The sequence below is a fragment of the Bradyrhizobium diazoefficiens USDA 110 genome, from assembly GCF_000011365.1.
Classification (GTDB): Bacteria; Pseudomonadota; Alphaproteobacteria; order Rhizobiales; family Xanthobacteraceae; genus Bradyrhizobium; species Bradyrhizobium diazoefficiens.
The window spans coordinates 5,517,204-5,535,240 of the sequence record NC_004463.1 but is presented as its reverse complement, the minus strand read 5'-3'; the positions used below and the strand labels follow the sequence as shown (position 1 = coordinate 5,535,240).

17 protein-coding genes and 1 pseudogene are annotated in these 18,037 nt (G+C 64.7%); 9 read left to right on the top strand and 9 right to left on the bottom strand.

The genetic code is table 11. The features are described from left to right. Positions 1 to 66 precede the first annotated feature (66 nt). Positions 67 to 690, bottom strand: coding sequence for a TetR/AcrR family transcriptional regulator (locus BJA_RS25125; protein WP_038966328.1), 624 nt, complete (start codon positions 688 to 690; stop codon positions 67 to 69). Positions 691 to 812: 122 nt separating this feature from the next. On the opposite strand from BJA_RS25125, the gene BJA_RS25120 reads away from it, so the two are divergent. After that, a complete protein-coding gene (locus BJA_RS25120) occupies positions 813 to 1,787 on the top strand; it encodes an alpha/beta fold hydrolase (RefSeq protein WP_063921474.1) in 975 nt (324 codons plus the stop codon). Between the two features lie 132 nt (positions 1,788 to 1,919). On the opposite strand, the gene BJA_RS25115 is transcribed toward BJA_RS25120, so the two are convergent. Next, the gene (locus tag BJA_RS25115; RefSeq protein WP_027547402.1) at positions 1,920 to 2,159 is read right to left on the bottom strand and encodes a hypothetical protein; all 240 of its coding nucleotides are present in this window, start codon (positions 2,157 to 2,159) and stop codon (positions 1,920 to 1,922) included. Between the two features lie 328 nt (positions 2,160 to 2,487). Here BJA_RS25115 and BJA_RS43885 point away from each other — a divergent pair. From BJA_RS43885 to BJA_RS25100, 3 genes and pseudogenes are all read left to right on the top strand, one after another. Continuing rightward, a pseudogene (locus tag BJA_RS43885) lies at positions 2,488 to 2,849 on the top strand (dihydrodipicolinate synthase family protein); the annotation flags it as partial. Between the two features lie 294 nt (positions 2,850 to 3,143). Beyond that, positions 3,144 to 4,115: an SDR family NAD(P)-dependent oxidoreductase gene (locus tag BJA_RS25105; RefSeq protein WP_011087749.1), complete on the top strand. Its 972-nt coding sequence runs from the start codon at positions 3,144 to 3,146 to the stop codon at positions 4,113 to 4,115. Positions 4,116 to 4,387: 272 nt separating this feature from the next. Then, the gene (locus tag BJA_RS25100; protein ID WP_011087748.1) at positions 4,388 to 5,503 is read left to right on the top strand and encodes an alpha/beta hydrolase family protein; all 1,116 of its coding nucleotides are present in this window, start codon (positions 4,388 to 4,390) and stop codon (positions 5,501 to 5,503) included. A gap of 15 nt (positions 5,504 to 5,518) precedes the next feature. On the opposite strand, the gene BJA_RS25095 is transcribed toward BJA_RS25100, so the two are convergent. Beyond that, a complete protein-coding gene (locus tag BJA_RS25095; protein ID WP_038966322.1) occupies positions 5,519 to 6,025 on the bottom strand; it encodes a MarR family winged helix-turn-helix transcriptional regulator in 507 nt (168 codons plus the stop codon). 407 nt (positions 6,026 to 6,432) lie between these two features. Between BJA_RS25095 and BJA_RS25090 the strand changes: the two genes are divergently transcribed. After that, a complete protein-coding gene (locus BJA_RS25090; RefSeq protein WP_011087746.1) occupies positions 6,433 to 7,989 on the top strand; it encodes a porin in 1,557 nt (518 codons plus the stop codon). Between the two features lie 264 nt (positions 7,990 to 8,253). On the opposite strand, the gene BJA_RS25085 is transcribed toward BJA_RS25090, so the two are convergent. From BJA_RS25085 to BJA_RS25075, 3 genes are all read right to left on the bottom strand, one after another. Then, on the bottom strand, positions 8,254 to 8,730 hold the full coding sequence (locus BJA_RS25085) for a GcrA family cell cycle regulator (protein ID WP_028171659.1): 477 nt from the start codon (positions 8,728 to 8,730) through the stop codon (positions 8,254 to 8,256). Positions 8,731 to 8,803: 73 nt separating this feature from the next. Beyond that, complete coding sequence (locus tag BJA_RS25080) at positions 8,804 to 9,001, bottom strand: hypothetical protein (protein WP_007603456.1); 198 nt, start codon at positions 8,999 to 9,001, stop codon at positions 8,804 to 8,806. Positions 9,002 to 9,202: 201 nt separating this feature from the next. Continuing rightward, the gene (locus BJA_RS25075) at positions 9,203 to 10,144 is read right to left on the bottom strand and encodes an acetamidase/formamidase family protein (protein ID WP_011087744.1); all 942 of its coding nucleotides are present in this window, start codon (positions 10,142 to 10,144) and stop codon (positions 9,203 to 9,205) included. A gap of 131 nt (positions 10,145 to 10,275) precedes the next feature. Between BJA_RS25075 and BJA_RS25070 the strand changes: the two genes are divergently transcribed. From BJA_RS25070 to BJA_RS25060, 3 genes are read left to right on the top strand one after another with little or no spacing between them, the layout of a single operon-like run. Then, positions 10,276 to 11,079, top strand: a complete 804-nt coding sequence (locus BJA_RS25070; RefSeq protein ID WP_197535747.1) for a YdcF family protein — start codon at positions 10,276 to 10,278, stop codon at positions 11,077 to 11,079. A gap of 60 nt (positions 11,080 to 11,139) precedes the next feature. Then, positions 11,140 to 11,922, top strand: a complete 783-nt coding sequence (locus BJA_RS25065; protein ID WP_011087742.1) for a DUF169 domain-containing protein — start codon at positions 11,140 to 11,142, stop codon at positions 11,920 to 11,922. Between the two features lie 9 nt (positions 11,923 to 11,931). Then, positions 11,932 to 13,110 (top strand): saccharopine dehydrogenase family protein, encoded by a 1,179-nt coding sequence (locus tag BJA_RS25060; RefSeq protein WP_011087741.1) that lies wholly within the window; start codon positions 11,932 to 11,934, stop codon positions 13,108 to 13,110. A 131-nt stretch (positions 13,111 to 13,241) separates the two neighbouring features. Here BJA_RS25060 and BJA_RS25055 read toward each other — a convergent pair whose 3' ends face one another. Next, positions 13,242 to 14,438 (bottom strand): FAD-dependent monooxygenase, encoded by a 1,197-nt coding sequence (locus BJA_RS25055; RefSeq protein WP_011087740.1) that lies wholly within the window; start codon positions 14,436 to 14,438, stop codon positions 13,242 to 13,244. A 147-nt stretch (positions 14,439 to 14,585) separates the two neighbouring features. Here BJA_RS25055 and BJA_RS25050 point away from each other — a divergent pair, with 147 nt between their 5' ends. Next, positions 14,586 to 15,062, top strand: a complete 477-nt coding sequence (locus BJA_RS25050; protein WP_049832408.1) for a MarR family winged helix-turn-helix transcriptional regulator — start codon at positions 14,586 to 14,588, stop codon at positions 15,060 to 15,062. Here the strand turns inward: BJA_RS25050 and BJA_RS25045 are convergent. Both BJA_RS25045 and BJA_RS25040 read right to left on the bottom strand, forming a co-directional pair. Beyond that, positions 15,031 to 16,287 carry an O-antigen ligase family protein gene (locus tag BJA_RS25045; protein ID WP_038966321.1) on the bottom strand — a complete coding sequence of 419 codons (1,257 nt, stop codon included), beginning with the start codon at positions 16,285 to 16,287 and terminating at the stop codon, positions 15,031 to 15,033. The genes BJA_RS25050 and BJA_RS25045 overlap by 32 nt on opposite strands. A gap of 178 nt (positions 16,288 to 16,465) precedes the next feature. Further along, the gene (locus BJA_RS25040; RefSeq protein WP_164930927.1) at positions 16,466 to 18,013 is read right to left on the bottom strand and encodes an undecaprenyl-phosphate glucose phosphotransferase; all 1,548 of its coding nucleotides are present in this window, start codon (positions 18,011 to 18,013) and stop codon (positions 16,466 to 16,468) included. Between the last annotated feature and the right edge of the window lie 24 nt (positions 18,014 to 18,037).

Here is an 18,037-nt window from a genome sequence, read left to right as displayed (position 1 = left end):
TCTCCTATGCTCAGTCCTAGCTTTCCAACGTTCTTGTAGGCGTCCACTCTCCAGACGTCGTTCCACCTACCTCAAATACCCCACCACCATCCTCGTCGTCTCGTCCACCAGCGTCCGCACCGTCTTCTCCGACAGCATCTCGGCGTGGTTCAGCACCGTGTTGTGCGCGACGGCCTCGATGGCGCTGACGCAGATGAAGGTGGCAAGGGCCGGGTCGATCTTGCGCATCTCGTTGCGGCGGCTTTCGAGATAGGCGCGGACGAGGGTGTGGACCTCGCGGTTGAAGGCCTCGACGTCCTTGAGCTGGCCGGTGCGCGGGATCTGCTCGGCGAGCACCCGATGGAGTTTCGGATCGATGCGGTGGGCCTCGATCGCGACGCTCACGAGTTTTCGCACCGCCTTCTCGATCGGCATGTCGGCGACCTCGGTCAGCGCTGAGCGGACGATGCCCATGATCTCCTCGTTGTGGCGGTCGATCACGGCGGCGACGAGGGCCTCCTTGCCCGGAAAATATTGGTAGAGCGAGCCGACGCTGACGCCGGCGACTTCGGCGATCCGGTTGGTGCTCGCCTTCTCAAAACCTTCGCGGACCAGAATGCGAGCGGTTGCCTCGACCAGTGCGTCGACGGTGGCGCGGGACCTCTTCTGGGAGGCGTTTTTCCGGGGTTTTGTCGGTGGTTTGCGCGCCATGGGCCAGCGGTCCGAATGCGAGTAGGAAAAGCGAGTGAATGCTCGCATTATATCCGCAAGTGGCGACGGGTCGGCAAGCGTCTTTGCCGCCGCGTCGGGAGAGCCCGGAGGGGAGGTGGCCAATGAGCGTTGCGAAGATCGTGTCGGCGTTGCAGATTTGCCCTGGCGGCCGCGCGCTAGATGCGCCGCCGCAGCGTGATCCCGCGCCGAGCTTGCAGAGCCGTTGCTTCAACGTGCTGCTCAGGCTGCTTCCGTTCAAGAAGCAGCTCGCATCCGCCGAGGCGGTGCAGGCGCATGTGCACAAGCGCGCCTTGCAGCCGGCCTCGCATGAGCCGACGGGGCTCGGCCGCGGTGTCGAGGTGACGCTGACCAGGATGGGCGGATGGCCGGTCTATTACACCGCGCCGTCTTCCGGCCATGAGGGCTGCAACTACGTCATGTTCCTGCATGGCGGTGGCTTCATCAACGAGATCGTGCCGGCGCATTGGCGGCTCATTGGTCAGATGACGCGCGAGGCGCGCGTCGTTTGCGTCGTGCCGATCTATCCGCTCGCGCCGCGCGTCACCGCGAAGGACGTCGTGCCGGCGACGGCCGAGCTGTTGCGGATGCTGCTGGAAGATGCCGGGCCTGCAAAGGTCACGGTGGTCGGCAATTCGGCCGGCGCGGGCCTGGCGCTCGCCGCCTGCCAGTGGCTGCGTGATCGCGGACATCGGCAGCCGAACCTGATGGTGCTGATCTCGCCCGCCGCGGATGCGTCGGTCAGCCGTCCGGAGCAGGTCGAGATCGCGGCGCGCGATCCGATGCAGGACATTCCGGGGATACTCGAGGCGGGGCGCCTCTATGCCGGCGAGCTCGATGTCGGCCATCCCTTCGTCAGCCCGCTCAACGGCGCGTTCCGTTCGCTGCCGCCAATGACGATCTTCGCAGGGACTCGCGATCTGCTCTACCCCGACAGCGTCGATCTTGCGGAGCGGGCGAGGGCGGTTGGTGTGCCGGTCGAGCTGCATCTGCTCCGCAACCAGCCGCACAATTATGCGCTGATGCCGACGCCGGAGGGGCGAAAGGCGCGCGCGATCATCTTGCGTGCGATTGCTTGAGGGAAGAGCGTGACGATAGTCACAAAGCGCGCCGCCGCGATGGGTCTGGCGCCAGCGGTGCCCGCGCAGAGGAGAAAGGTGGCCCCCGGGGCGTTTCCTCAGTCGTCTTGATATCAGTAGTTTTGCGGGGCCTTAGGCGTGGCCCTTGATCTCGTAGTGACCCGGCACGCATTTGTAGCGCTCGAGGCGCCAGTTGGCGTGATAGATCGGATGCTCGCCCATCCACTTCGCCAAGGGTGCCTGTGCGCCGATTGCACACTGCATCATCGACATTTCGGGCGTCATGTTGCTGTCGGTCACGATTTCCTCGACGCAAGCGCCCGAGGCAGATGCACCAAGCCGGCAGAGCACGGCAACGACGGTCACGAACATTCCTGTCACCTCATCGGTAGTTTCTGACCACGAAGAGGATGCAAGCGGAGTGCCAGAGCCTGTGACACAAACAACACGCTGACCTGGCCGACTCGACCCAGCGTCCACCCCCATTTGATGATTCGGATTGTAAAAAAAATGCCCCTAACCCGAAGCCGGACAAATACGGGAACCGGAGGGGGTGATCACAGGAATGTTGGATTCTGCGGGGCTGCGCCGCGCGGGCGGCCCTTCACAGGGCTTGCACAGCCAATAGGCTTCGAAGCGGGCGGATACTCGTCAAAAGAGCGGGACCGCCACAAGGGTTATGGAAACGCGAGGGCAGAACATGAAGGTACGTCCGACCGGCGTGATCCCGCCGATGACGACGCCGTTCCGGAAAGACGGCGAGATCGACTTTGGGCTCGTGGCGCCCCAGGTCGACTGGATGATCGGCGCCGGCGCACACGGCGTCGCCGCCGGCGGTTCGACCGGCGAGGGGCGCACGCTCGATCACGAGGAATATCGCGACCTGATGGCCGCGACGGTCGAGGCGGGAAGGGGCGCATTCCCGTGATCGCCGGCATCCTCGTGGACTCCACGCGCGATGCGATCCGCCGCGGCAAGCTGGTTCGCGACATGAATGTCGCCGCGCTCCAGGTCACGCCGGTGCACTATTTGTTCGAGCCGAACGAGGAGGCGCTCGGTGCGTTGAACGGGCCGTGCGTCGAAGCGGCCGAATAGTCCGTCCGCCGAAATAACGATGGCGAAGGTGGCAGCGCCGATCCGCTTTTACCTGCGGATGCGGCGCTGCTACATTTTGCGCGCGCTGCGATGAGCGGCGCTAAAGCGCGATGAGATTGGGATGAATCGTCATCGCGCTTTAGGTTATTGTTTGAGCATGATCTCTTCGGAAAACCGCTTCACACTTTGCGCTAACGCGGCCCTCCGGGTCCGGATCATGCTCTGAAGAAACATACCGACAAGGGAGGGGCCGAAAGTCCCATGAAGGATTTTGCAGGAAAGATCGCGGTCATCACCGGCGGCGGCACGGGAATGGGACGCGAGCTCGCGCGACAGCTCGTGGCCGAAGGCTGCAATGTCGCAATGTGCGACGTCTCGGAGGCCGCAATGGCCGAGACCAAGCGGCTCTGCGAGGTCGAGAAGCTGCCGCAGGGCCTGCGCGTCACGACGCATGTTGCCGATGTCGCGATCGAGGATCACCTGAAGCGCTTTCGCGACGAGCTCGCCGAGCAGCAGAAGACCGACAAGATTCATCTGCTGTTCAACAATGCCGGCATCGGTGGCGGCGGCAGCCTGTTCACCAACACGCGCGAGCAGTGGGAGCGCACCTTCAACATCTGCTGGGGCGGGGTCTATCTCGGCGTGCGCACCTTCCTGCCGATGCTGGTGGCGGCGGACGAGGCCCACATCGTCAACACCGCGAGCGTCAACGGCTTCTGGGCCTCGATCGGCATGGGACAGGCGCACACCGCCTACAGCTCGGCCAAGTTTGCGGTGAAGGGATTTACCGAAGCGCTGATCAACGACCTCCGCCTGCATGCCCCGCACGTCAAATGCTCGGTGGTGATGCCCGGCCATATCGGCACCTCGATCGTCTCCAATTCGCGCAAGGTGCAGAGCGCGGACGGGTCGGAGCGGCTCAACGCCGACGAGGTCGCGCTGACCCGCAAGCGCATGGTCGCGGCCGGCGTGCCGGATGCCGACAAGATGTCGGACGAGGACATCCAGGCGGCGTTCGCCGAGCGGGCCCGCAGCTTCCTGGAGGATGCTCCGACGACGGCTGCGCGGGCCGCGAAGATCATCCTCGACGGGGTCAAGGCGGAGCGCTGGCGCATCCTCGTGGGCGAGGACGCCAAACGCCTCGACGAGCGCGTGCGCGCGACGCCCGAGCAGGCCTATGACCGCGCCTTCTACGAGAGCTTTACGCAGGAGGTCGGCTGGCGGCTCGGCTGAGTCTACTTCGCTGTTGTGACCAGCGAGGCGCGGATATGGGTATGATGATCATCATGGCAAGAGGTGCGCAGGTCATTTGACGTGCCAGCTCTTGCCAATATTCGCGGCCTCATGACGAATTGGAATGTCACGCATGCGGCGCGGCGCATCGTTCAATAATCGTTCAAGCGATGGTGATCTCAAACACCTGTAATGGCGCGCACGGCGGCTTGGTTGGCGAACCAAAATAGTTTAGTGAATCAGGGGTAACGCGATGATAGAGCGTAGCTCCGATGATACCCGCATGCCTCTCCGACGACTGGTCCCTTTGCCCGGAGAGAGAGGACATCTCCGCTGAATTCACGCGGCTCCTGACCGCAGCCCAGGAGGGCGGCGCCACGATCGCGGAATGCCTGATGATCGCGCGGCAGCTCAAGCGGGGCGACGAGCAATCCTGGCACCGCGAGTGGAAGCGGCTTGCGCAGGCCAACCGGCACCGCGCCGGGGCCGCGTTCGCGGAGGGCCACATGGCGACCGCGCAGCGCAACTGGCTGCGGGCGTTGAACTACTACGGTGCAGCGGCAATGCCGCTCGATCAGGCCGACGAGCGGCGCTGGGTTGCGGTGCTGGCGATGCAGGAATGCGCCCGCCGCTACCTCACGGCGCGCGCACCGGCCGGCGAGGTCGTGACAATTCCCTGGGTCGACGATCATGCGTTGCAGGGCTACTTCCTGCCTGCGGCGTCGGCGGGCGGACGGGCGCCGACCGTGATCTGCATCGGCGAGCCGGGACACCGCAAGGAGGAATTCCTGTTCAAGCTCGCACCGCATGCGCGCGAGCGCGGACTGTCGATGCTCGCGCTGGACCTGCTCGGCGACCAGCGCGACGATTATACCGATACACTCCTGCAGCGCCGCGATCTCGAGAGCTCGATCGCGAGCGTCATGGATTATCTGGAAACGCGCGGCGACGTCGATTTCGATCGCGTCGCCATCGTGGCGGACGGGTGGGGATCCTCATTCGTGGCGCGCGCGGTGTTGCAGGAGCCGCGGCTCGCCGCCGCCGTCTGCGATGGCGGCCTGTGGGATCTGCACGAACGATCGTTCTTCGCCAGCCGCTTCGCGATGAGCGACCTCAGCATCGTCCCGGTGCCGCATGCGCCGCTGATGGCCTCCAGTGCCGACTGTCCGGTGCTGATCACGCTCGGCGAGGATGGCTGGCTCAAGGCCGACCGGGCGCGTCAGATCGTCCAGAAATCCCGGCTCGGCAGCTCCGATATCGTGTTGAAGGTGTTCACCGCGGCGGAGACCGGCGCGGCGCAGGCCCATGCGGACAATCCGAGTCTCGCCAACGAATACATCTTCGACTGGCTGGAATCGCGGCTCGGCGCCGCCGGTCGGCGGAGCTGAGCGCGGCCTCGCGTCTCAGAAGTCGAGCGATATCCTGACGCAGGCCTTTTCGAGCCGGTTCTTGAGCGTCGCGAGCTTGGTGGTGAATTCCGTCAGCTCGTTCTCGTCGAACTCCTGGAAGACGAACTCGCGAATCGTCTTGTACTGCTCGTTGAGGCTCGCGATGTGCTTCTGGGTCTTGTCGACCAGTGACAGCCGCACGACCCGGGCGTCGATCGGCGAGGGCCGCCGGCGGAGCAGGCCCTTCTTCTCGAGCAGCTTGGACTGGGTGGTGACGAACGAGGGATCGACGTGGAGCAACTTGGAGACCACGTTGACCGGTACGCCGTCGTCCTTGTCGAGGTCGGAGATCGCCATCAGGATCAGCCATTGCGGGCCGCTGATGCCGAGCGTCCTCGCCCAGAACTGACGCAGCTCCTCTAGATACATGTTGATCGACGATATCTCCCAGGTGAAGCGCCTGATGAGATCCAGGTTGCCGATGGGGCGCAGGCGCGCTCCTTCTTTCCTCGTCGCGGACACAGCGTCACTCCCGTGAACTGATTCTTCAGGCCAGTGTTCGTGGAAGGCCATAGTCCACGCAAGCCTGCTCTGACGCAAGTGCAGAGCAGGGTAATTTTGTCACTAAAATTACAAAGATGAGCAGGTCAGCATATTTGGTCCGCCCGGGTGTGGCGCCCGGGGCACAGGTTTAGTGAAACTACAAAGCTTACCAAATAAACTATTTTAATTAGTGTAATGGCGCAGGCATAGTGGTGCGCGACGGTGGGGGGTACTCGATCGTCCCGTTGCAGGTGGTTCGCTCACGTCCCTCGCGTCGAATGCGGGTGTGTCCGAAAGCGCAAAGCGGCCGAGCGGATTTGAAAAGACGGGGATCTGGGGGGCCTCACGGTCCGGTCTCCGTAAAATGAGCAACTTGGAGGTTTTATATGAAAGTGGTGAAGAGCCTTTTGCTCGGCACTGCGGCGGGTCTGATCGCCGTCGGTGGAGCCCAGGCGGCCGATCTTCCGGTCAAGGCCAAGGCGGTCGAGTACGTCAAGATCTGCACGCTCTATGGCGCGGGCTTCTACTACATCCCGGGCAGCGACACCTGCATCAAGCTCGGCGGCTATCTGCGTGCCGAAGTGGCGCTCAATGCCGGCGGCAACTACAGTGCCCAGTACAACGGCGTGTTCGCGGCCAACAACCGGCTGACCAACTACTACTCGATGCGCGCTCGTGAAGATCTCAACATCGACACGCGCACCGCAACGGAATACGGCGTCGTCCGCACCTATTTCGATGCGGTCTTCACCTGGACGACCGGCAACTATGGCGGCACCGGTTCGGGCACGGGCGCGACCCAGTACAGCGGCACGATCGGCCTCAATGCCGCGGGGACCGGTCTCACGGGCTCGGGCGGCGGCAACGTCAACGGCACCGACGGCAACCTCTCGGGCGGCGCCCTCGGCGTCTACTACGCGTTCATCCAGTTCGCCGGCTTCACGATGGGTAAGGCGGTGTCGCAGTTCGACGCGCCCTGGATCAACTATCCCGGCAACAACTTCGACCAATTGGTCGGCGGTAGCGGCACCACCAACGGTGTTACCCAGTTCACCTACACGGCCGATTTCGGCCAGGGTGTGACAGCCGCGTTCTCGGCGCAGGACCAGACCCAGGTCTTCCAGACCAACATCTGGAACACCGCCGGCATGTCCACGACCGGCGTCCTCGGCGGAGCCTACGGCTCGAACGATCTCGGCGGCACCCGGGCTCCCGACCTCGTGGGCATGGTCCGCGTCGATCAGGCTTGGGGCCTGTTCCAGGCGTCGGTCGCCGCGCACGACAACCATGTCGGCTACTACGGCGCGAGCGAAGTCACCGGCCATCCGGAAGACAAGTGGGGCTGGGCCGTTCAGCTCGCTCTCCAGATCAAGAACATCCCGACCGGCGCCGGCGACGTGATCAACCTCTCGGGCGTCTATACCGACGGTGCGAGCCGCTACAACTTCCAGGAGCTGGCCGCGACCAGCTACTCGATGTTCGGCAGCTCCAACGCGGCGTATCAGAGCATCGGCTTTGCCGGCGTGTCTGACGCGGTGTTCGGTCCGGGCGGCGGCCTCGAGCTGACCAAGACCTACGGCTTCCGTGGTGCCTACACCCACAACTGGAGCCCGTACTGGAACACGGCGCTCTACGGCGCGTGGGCTGCGGTCAACTACAGCGGCACGGCCAAGGGCCTGATCTGCGGCAGCGCCGCGTTCGCCACCCTGACCGGCACCTGCAATCCGGACTTCAACATCGGCCAGGTCGGCGTCATCACCCGCTGGACGCCGGTGAAGAACCTGACCTTCTCGGCTGACTTCACCTACAGCCATCTCGACCAGAAGTACTCGGGCGTGATCACGACCCCGGCGCTCACGGGCGTTGCCAAGCCTGCGGCAACCTATGAGCTGAAGGATCAGGACACCTACAGCCTGCTGCTGCGCGCCCAGCGCAACTGGTAAGCTTCAGGGCTTTCGGATCTGACGCAGCCCCGGCGGGACACCGCCGGGGCTTTCTGCTGGGCCTTCGGAAAATCCGGCAGCCTGTGCAGGCGACGAAGACGAGCCATGCGATTCGATCGCCTCAAACTTATTTACTTACCTGAGTTACTAAGCTATATAGCTTTCAGCCAAATACGAAAGTTGCGGCTCTTAGCTTCACGCTAAGCCTCCAGAAACCTCCGGTGATGCCCCGCCGGAGGTTTTTCGTTTTTGGGACGTGCGGCCTCAGCCGCGCATCATGCGGGCGCGCGAGTTCGGCCGGTAGGCGAGGCGGCTGTGGCCGGCGCAATACGACTGGCCGTCGGGCGCAGTATTGCCGCAGAAGCAGAAATCGTCTTCACCCGGCGTCGAGATCGGCCAGCGGCAGCGGTTCTCGGACAGCTCCAGCAGCGAGCAGCGATTGGCGTCGTCGATTGGACCGGCGACCACGGGCGCGTCGGTCTCGCCGTAGATGGTGGCGAGCATCTCGTATTGCAGCCGCGGCACGGCTCTCCTCGTACGCGGCGGCGCAAGGCTCCGCTCGAGCCTGCGGTCTTCGACCGCGCGGCTGCGCGTCAGATTGAGCCGGGACAGCTTGCCGATCACCGCGTTGCGGCTGACGCCGATGTCGGCGGCGATCTCGCGGCAGGAGAGGCCGGCCTCGAAATGTTGCTTCAGAAGTTCAATTCGTTCGTCAGTCCAGGTTGGTGAGAGAACAGGCATTTGTAACGGTCCCAGGTTGCAGATGTCGGCCATCCGCCTCTCGAGATCCGTCCGCCTCACGCCCGGCGCGCGCTCACGTCCTGCCATTGTCGCGAATCGACAAAAGCCCGTCCTTGATGGCGAGACGGATGCCTTCCTCGATCAATGTCCGTGCGACGCCGGGAACGCTGGTGCCGTGGGTGCCCTGTCTCACCAGTTTTTCCAGATAGGTGATGGTCGAGAGCGCCAAGGTTACGGGAATGCGGTCAGTCTCGGCTTTTTCGGTGGCCATGGCCCGAACGCTAGCCTCTTACTCGGGTACATAAAAGTAACGATTAAGACTCTATTTAGGTTCGGGGCCGGAAGTCAAATCCGGACTGAATCGGCGTTTCAGCTCATTGGAATCGCTTGAGAAATTGGGCACGGCGCGGCGCGCCGCGCGGCAGACCGGGCGGCGGCGTGGCGTCAACGGGTCAGGGAAGGCGCCGGCGGCTCAGCCGTGCACGATCGCCTTTTCGATCATGCAATGGATGCCCTTGGAGCCGTTGACGGTCTGGGTCACCCGTAGATCGGCCGCCAGGCTGCACAGCGTGTAGGCGTCCTCGCGCGACAGGTTACGCGTCTCGCCGAGCAGCGCGATCATGTCGCGCAGCGCGCGCACCACGCACTGGTCGAGATCGGGGTCCATCGCCATGGTCATGTAGTGCGTCGGCGTCTCGGCACGGGGATAGTCGAGCCTGAGGTCCTTGCGCAGCGTCAGGCGGAAGCGGCCCTGGAGCGCGGTCTCGATCGCGGTGACGCATACCTCGCCGTCGCCCTGCACGCCATGGCCGTCGCCGCAGGAGAACAGCGCCCCCGGGACGAACACCGGCAGGTACAGTGTCGCACCGGCGCCGAGCTCCTTGTTGTCGAGATTGCCGCCCATGGCGCGCGGGACCAGCGAGGAGATACGGCCCCAGGCCGGCGGCGGCGAAACGCCCATCACGCCGAAGAACGGCTTCAGCGGCAGGTCGAGGCCCCAGGGCATGCGGCCGACCATTCGCGTCCGATCCAGCGGGATGTTGAGGATGCGCGTCTCGTGGAAATCGTCGGGCAGGGTGCCGGACAGCGGCCTGATCAGATTCCAGCCCCAGTCCTGCCGGAGCTGGACGTCGAGGATCTCGACCGCGAGCACGTCGCCGGGTTCGGCCCCCTCGACCGCGATCGGTCCGGTGAGGATGTGGCCGGGCAGCATGCGCTCACTCTTCGCGTGGACCTCGTGCATCTCCGGCGGAATGTGAAATTTGTCGCGGTCGGGCAGCACGTCCGGGCTGCCGCTGATGGTGTCGACCGTCACCTCGTCGCCGCTCTTGACCGTGAGGACGGGCTCGAGCGCGGCTTCGAAGAAGCCCCAATGGCAGGTTTCGGGGCTTGAATGCAGGTGATGATGGGTCATTTGCGGCCGTCCGTTCGGTTTGAACTGCTGTGCCCGGGCTTGACCGGGCGATCGATCCTCTTTCAAGAAGATTTAAGATGGACGGGCCGGTCAAGCCCGCGCATGACCCGATCATTCCAGCGAGGCTCCCCCTGTATTTCGTTCTTTCCAAGACCCTCGGCACGGCGCTGCTGCCGATCAATCTTCTGGTCGAGCTCGGAATCCTGTCGCTGGTGCTGATGCTGACGCGCTTTGCGGCGCTCGGCCGCAAGCTTGCGGTGACCACGCTGGTCCTGCTGGCGCTCGCCGCGTTCTCGCCGCTGGGCAACCTCCTGCTTTATCCGCTGGAGTCGCGCTTTCCGAAGTGGGACCCGTCGCGGGGCGCGCCCGACGGAATCATCGTGCTCGGCGGCTCCGTCGACACCGATCTGTCGGCCGCGCATCGCACGCCGGTGGTCGCGTCCGCAGCCGATCGCATGCTGGCACCGGCCGAGCTCGCGCGCCGCTTTCCGAATGCGCGCATCGTCTTCACCGGCGGCTCGGCGAACCTCGTCTCCACCGATGCGAAGGAGGCCGACTACTCCGCGCCGATCCTGGAAAGCCTCGGGATCCCGAAGGAGCGCCTGATCGTCGAGCGGGACTCGCGCAACACCTGGGAGAATGCGGTCTTCACCAAGCAATTGGTGTCGCCGAAGCCGGGCGAGCGCTGGCTCCTGGTGACGTCGGCTTTCCACATGCCGCGCGCGATGGGGATCTTTCACAAGGCCGGATTTGACGTCGAGGCCTATCCGGTGGACTGGCGAATGGGCGGGCGTGACGATCTCTTCGCGTTCACCCATATCGGCAAGGAGGGGCTCGGCAGGACCGACGTCGCCATGCGCGAATGGATCGGCCTGTTGACTTACCGTGTCATGGGCCGGACCGGCGAGTTGCTTCCGGGGCCGGGCAAGGACTAGAACGAGAGGCGCAAAACAAGAACACAGCACCGGCGCACGATCGCCGGCCCGGAGGACGCCATGCAGCAGCAGAGCGCTGAAAACATCGATTTTGCCGGCCTCGTCGCCGATCTCAACAGCCTGTTGCGGCTGAAGACCACGGTGATCGGCATGAAGCTGTTCGCACGCGCCGCGGACATGGAAGCGATCCCGAAAATCCGGCGGCCGAACGCGATCCACACCACCGACCAGGTCGTCAGCATGGCCGCGCGTCTGGGGTGGACCGTCGGCATCACCGCCGACGATCTCGTAGGTAGCCAGTGCCGCGCGGTGATTGGCCTTAGCCCCCAGGACGACAAATGGCTCGCCGGCGAAAATTACGTCGGGGTCTGGCACGGCACGGCGGAGGACGCGCGCAAGCGCCAGGAGGCGCTGGACGTGGTGCCGTTCGGGCACTATCAGGCGCTCGCGGTCAGCCCGCTCGCCAGCGGCCGGCTCGATCCGCCCGACATCTGCCTCGTCTATGCGACGCCCGGGCAGATGATCATCCTGATCAACGGGCTGCAATATACCGGCTACAAGAAGTTCGAATGGGGCGTGGTCGGGGAGACCGCTTGCGCGGATTCGTGGGGGCGGGCGCTCAAGACCGGGGAGCCCAGCCTGTCCTTGCCATGCTATGCCGAACGGCGCTATGGCGGCGTGCCGGACGAGGAGATGCTGATGGCCCTGAAGCCCTCGCATCTCGCCAAGGCGATCCTGGGCATGAAGGCGCTGGCGAAGAACGGCCTTCGCTATCCGATTCCGCCCTATGGCATTCAAAGCGACGTCCGTGCCGGCATGGGCGTGAGTTACGCGAAAAAGTAAAGGCCAGTCATGAGCTCTGCGAAATTCGACATCGTCGTCTACGGTGCGACCGGTTTCACCGGCCAGCTCGTCGCCGAATATCTGGCGGCGCACTACAAAGACGACAAGGCGCTGAAATGGGCGATGGCGGGCCGCAGCCTCGACAAGCTGAAATCGGTGCGCGAGGCGATCGGCGCGCCCGCGGATACGCCGCTGATCGTGGCAGATGCGTCCGATGCCGCCTCGCTGAAGGCAATGGTCGCGCAGACCAAGTCGGTGATCACGACGGTCGGTCCGTATCAAATCTATGGCGAAGAGCTGCTCGCGGCCTGCGTCGCTGGCGGCACGGATTACTTCGACCTCTGCGGCGAGCCCGTCTGGATGCGGCAGATGATCGACAAGTACGAGGCGGCGGCCAAGGCGAGCGGCGCGCGCATCGTGTTCTCCTGCGGCTATGATTCCGTGCCGTTCGAGCTCGGTACGTTCTTCGTCCAGGAGGAAGCCAAGCGCGTGTTCGGCGCAGCGGCTGCGCGCGTGAAGGGCCGCGTGCGCGACATGCGCGGGACGCTGTCGGGTGGCACCGCGGCGAGTGCGAAAGCGACCTTCGATGCTGTCGCAAAAGATCTCAGCCTTGTCGCCATTCTCAACGACCACTTCGCGCTGACGCCCGGGTTTGCCGGACCAAAGCAGCCGAAAGGCAACAAGGCGGCGTTCGAGGAGGATCTGCAATCCTGGGCCGCGCCGTTCATGATGGCGCTGATCAACACGCGCAACGTCCATCGCTCCAACATGCTGATGGGATTCCCTTACGGCCAGGAGTTCGTCTACGACGAGATGGTGTTGACCGGTCCCGGCGAGAAGGGCGAGGCCAATGCGAAGCGCGTGATGGCCGTCAACGCCGAAAAGACCGGTCCGAAGGCGCCGAAACCGGGTGAGGGGCCGTCGAAGGAAGAGCGGGAGAACGGTCTGTTCAATCTGCTCTATGTCGCGATCGCGCCTGACGGCCGCATGGTCCGCGCCGGCGTCACCGGCGACCGCGATCCCGGCTACGGCTCGACGTCCAAGATGATCTCGGAATGTGCGATCTGCATGCTGCGCGACACGCCGGACGTCGCTGCCGGCTTCTGGACCCCGGGCGCGGCGATGCAGCACAGGCTGATCAAGCGGCTGCAGGACCACGCTGGGCTGACGTTCGAGGTGGAGGGATAGGGCCGCATCACAGACGCTGTCATGCCCCGCGAAGGCGGGGCATCCAGTACGCCGCGGCTTCTCCGTATCTTATCGCTGTCTCTGGAATACTGGATCGCCCGCCTTCGCGGGCGATGACACCGTGTTCGGCGCTACACCGCCCGCGCATCATACGCGTACATGAACTCCATGCTCTTCGAGCCCAGCGGCAACAGCCATTTCAGCATCTGATTGCGCATCCACGCGCCGGTGGCGCTGAACTCGCGCTTGCTGTTGCCGTTGCGGCGGGCCATGGCGACGGTCTTTTCCGTGCGCGGGCGGCGCTCGGCTTCGAAGGCCTGGAAGGTGGTGCCGAGCTCCTGTCCGTCCTGCATCAGGCGCGCGAGCCGCATCGCGTCCTCCAGCGCGAGCGAGGCGCCCTGGCCGGCATGGGGGCTGGTCGCATGCGCGGCGTCGCCGATCAGCAGCGAGCGCTTGCGCGACCAGGTCGGCAAGGTCGCGACATCGAGCGTGTCGGTGACCACGATGTTCTCGGCCGCCTCGATGATGTCGGGGATCGGATCGTGCCAGCCGCGATGGAAGCCGCGCAGATGCTGCTTCAGTGTCGCCGCATCGAGCGCGCGGAACATCGCCGCGTCCATGCCGTGCGCGGGCTGCGTGCTCCACCACATCACGCCGTCGTTCGGATCCGGGCTGCAATAGCCGTAGCCGAAGAAGCCGCTCTGGCCGAACGTGGTCTCGACGTGCCGGCCGATCGGCCTGCCGTCGAGCACGGCGTGCGGCACGAAGCCGCCGAAGCCGATCAGGCCGGTGTCGAAGGGCCGGGGTCCGTCCGGCACCACCTGGCGTCGCGTGATTGAATGCACGCCGTCTGCGCCGATCAGGAAGTCGCCTTCGGCGGTGGTGCCGTCGGCAAAGTAGGCGATGATCGGCTGGTCGCCGCGGTCCTCGATCTTGATCAGGCGCTTCTCGAAATAGAGCGAGACGCAGGCGCACCAGGCCTTGTCGATCAGCATTTCGTTCAGCGTGGCGCGGCAGACGTTCACCGCGGGCTGGCCGAAGCGGCGCTGCATGTCGCGGTTGATCGAGCCGAGCTTTCGGCCTTCCTGCGAATAGAAGTCGAAGGCCTCCGCGACCGATCCGCGGCTGATCAGCTCGTTCGAAAGCCCGATCTCGTCCATCACATGCATGCCGTTCGGCGCGATCTGAAGGCCGCCGCCGATGCCCTTCGAATAGGGCCAGGCCTCGTAGATCGCGGACTCGATGCCGGCGCGGCGGAGCAGGATGGCGGCGACGGGCCCGGCGATGCCGGCGCCGATGATCAGGGCCTTGCGGGGACGGTTGGACATGGCTTGCTCCCGACGTTTCCGTGGTGCTAGGAGAAATTACGGTCGCTAAATCTCTTAGTGACTAAGATATATATCGACTAAGATATGAGGTCGGCCTTGTCAAGGACGAAGGCGCGCGCGGCGCTGTTGCAGGAGCTCGAGGAAGCGATGCGCCGGTCGTCCGCGCAGGGCGTGCTTTATGGCCAGACCGTTGCGAACGTTGCCGGAATTGCCAATTCCGACCTCGAATGCATGGACATCCTCTATCTCGAGGGACGCGTCACCGCGGGCCGGCTCGCCGAGGTGACAGGCCTCACGACGGGCGCCATCACCGGCGTGATCGACCGGCTCGAGAAGGCTGGCCTCGTGCGCCGCGAACGGGACGAGAAAGACCGCCGCAAGGTCTTCATCGCGGTCGTGCCGGAGGCGGCGATGAAGATCGGCCAGTTCTACGTGCCGATGCAGCAGGCGATGGAGAAGGTCTTCGGCGCCTATTCCGACGAGGAGCTGCGTCTTTTGCTGCGCTTCGCGACGGAGGGCTACAAGGGCGTGCTTGCCGCCACTGAAGCGCTGAAGAGCCTTCTCGACACGCCGCCGGAGAAGCGTCCCGATCTCAAGCTGAAGAAGCTTCGTCGCCAGCCCTAGTCTTATAGACTTGGGCAGCCGCGATCATGCCCCACATCGCGCCCAGCATCATCCAGAAGTGCCGCCAGTGGTCGGTGTCGATCACGAAGCTTTCGCCGACGGTGCCGACGAAGGCTGAAAACACGGCGAGATAGGCGCGCTGCCAGGGCACGCGGACGAAGATGTGCCGGAAGCCCGTGATCACCGTGGTGAAGACCAGCGCGGGATAGCACACGCCGGACAGCCAGCCGCCCGACATGAAGGCGTTGAGATAGGAGTTGTGGGTGTCCTCGGGGAAGAAACGGTGGAATTGCAGGGGGCCGATCCCGAATGGCAGATCGAGCGCCATCTCCGCACCCAGGATGTGCCGGCCGAACCGGCCGAAGCGGCCCTCGTCATAGCTCTGGTCGAAGCTGGCGCGCTGCTTGAACATCTCGGCGGTGGAATCGAACGACAGCAGCACCGCGATCAGCGCAACGCCCAGCACCGCGGCGACGATCGCCATGACGACGATGCGCGAGCGCTGCGCGTTGGTGCGGCTGGTCAGCACCATCAGCGCCAGCATGAAGGCTGAGGTCAGCACCAGTCCGCCCCAGGCGGCGCGGGAGAAGGCGAGCAGGATCGCCAGCGACATGATGCCGAAGGCGATGACGTTGCGGAAGGCCTTAGCCAGCTTGTCCGAGACCACGCTCTGGAGCGCGAACAGCGCCGGCAGGATCAGGAAGGCGCCGAGCACGTTCGGGTCCTTGAACGTGCCGCGCGCGCGCCCGTAGAGCGTGAGGAGGTCGTCTCCGCCGGGAATCAGGTGGAAGTAGCCGGCGACCGCCGACAGCGAGGCAATCATCGCGCCGACCACGAGGCCGCGGCGGAGCATATCGAGCCGGGCCGCGGTGTCCTCGGACGTGATCGTGGCGAAGAACACCACGGTCACCGCCATGTACCAGGAGGTTGCGATCCAGCTCACCACCTCGGGCTGATCGAACAGCGGGATCGCGCTGATGGTGTAGCCGACATTGAGCAGGACCAGCATCAGCAGCAGCGGCATCAGCGCGAGTCGCAGGCGCAGGCCGGTGGCGAAGAAGGTGACGGTGGCGAGCAGCGTCACGATCTCGTAGGGGCTGGGTTCGATGAAGACGATGGCGCCGGAGGCGCCGACCAGCCACACCAGCGCGCGCTGGAGGGCCAGCACGCCGGGCGCAGCGCGAACCGCTGCATTCATCTCCCCGGCTGTCGCCGCATACGCCATCACACGCTCACGCTACTCGTACACACAACTTCCGCCGTCATGCCCCGCCTAGTGCGCGCTTGCGCACGGGGGCGGGGCATCCAGTACTCCGCGCCGTCAGTGGCGACGTTCGCCGTCGGCGTTTACTGGATCGCCCGGTCAAGCCGGGCGATGACAGCGCGTTCTTGACGCAAACAACTCAATACGCGTTCTCGTTCTTGGTCAGCAGCGAGATCGGCGTTTTCAGGAGAATGACGAGGTCGAACAGCACCGACCAGTTCTCGATGTAGTAGAGGTCGAACTCGACGCGCTTCTGGATCTTCTCTTCATTGCCGATCTCGCCGCGCCAGCCGCTGATCTGGGCCCAGCCGGAAATGCCGGGCTTGACGCGGTGGCGGGCGAAATAGCCGTCGACGGCCTCGTCGAACAGGCGGCTCTGGAGCTTGCCCTGCACCGCATGCGGGCGCGGGCCGACCAGGGAGAGGTTGCCGGAGAAGACCACGTTGAAGAGCTGCGGCAGCTCGTCGAGGCTGGTCTTGCGGATGAAGCGGCCGACGCGGGTTACGCGTGGATCGTTCTTGGTCACGACCTTCGAGGCCGTCGGATCCGCCTGGTGATGGTACATCGAGCGGAACTTGTAGACGTCGATGCGCTCGTTGTTGAAGCCGAAGCGCTTCTGGCGGAACAGCACCGGGCCGGGGCTGTCGAGCTTCACCGCCAGCGCCACCAGTCCCATCACCGGCAGGGCTGCGAGCAGCGCGAGGCCGCCGACGACACGGTCGAACAGCCATTTCATCACGAGGTCCCAGTCGGTGATCGGCGCCTCGAACACGTCGAGCGTCGGCACTTCGCCGAGATAGGAATAGGAGCGGGGACGGAAGCGCAGCTTGTTGGTGTGGGCGGACAGGCGGATGTCGACCGGCAGCACCCAGAGCTTCTTCAGCATCTCCAGGATGCGCGTTTCCGCCGAGATCGGCAGCGCGAACAGCACGAGATCGACGCGGGTGCGGCGGGCGAACTCGACGATATCGTCGACCTTGCCGAGCTTGCGCGCGCCGGCGCAGGTGTCCAGCGCCCGGCTGTCGTTGCGGTCGTCGAACACGCCGAGCACGTGGATGTCGGAATCGTCCTGCGCCTTCAGTGCCTCCACCAGTTGCTCGCCGTTACTGTCGGAGCCGACGATGATGGTCCGGCGGTCGAGCCGGCCCTCGCGCCCCCAGGCGCGCACCAGCGAGCGCAGCACCAGGCGCTCGGCGATGAGCGCTGCGAGCCCGATGAAGTAGAAGGCGGCAAGCCACAGCCGCGATATTTCGCTGCCGAACTTGGCGAAGAAGGAGATGCCGATGAAGAGCAGGAAAACGAATGACCAGGACGAGATCATCCGCGTCATCTGCCGGAGTTGACCGCGGAACAGCTGCACCTGATAGATGTCGGCGGCCTGGAAGCAGACCACGGCGGCGACCGCGACGGCGAGGATCTCCGCCGGATATACCCAGCTGAAGCCGGAAAGCGGCATGACGTAGCCGACATAGACCGCGATGCCGACGAGGCTCAGCAGCGCGAAGTCCGCAAGGCGTACGATGCCGGTGATCACGATCGGCGAATAGGCGCGGGCGACCTTCTGGTTGACGACGTCGAGTGCAGCGGGCGAGAGCCGGCGGCGGCGCTCCACAAAGGGCTGGTCAGCCGGCTTGGCCGCGGCACTGGTCGCGGCATCGAGCATCGAGCGTGCGTTGAGCGGTTCCACGGGCGTCCACGTCCATTCCAAAAA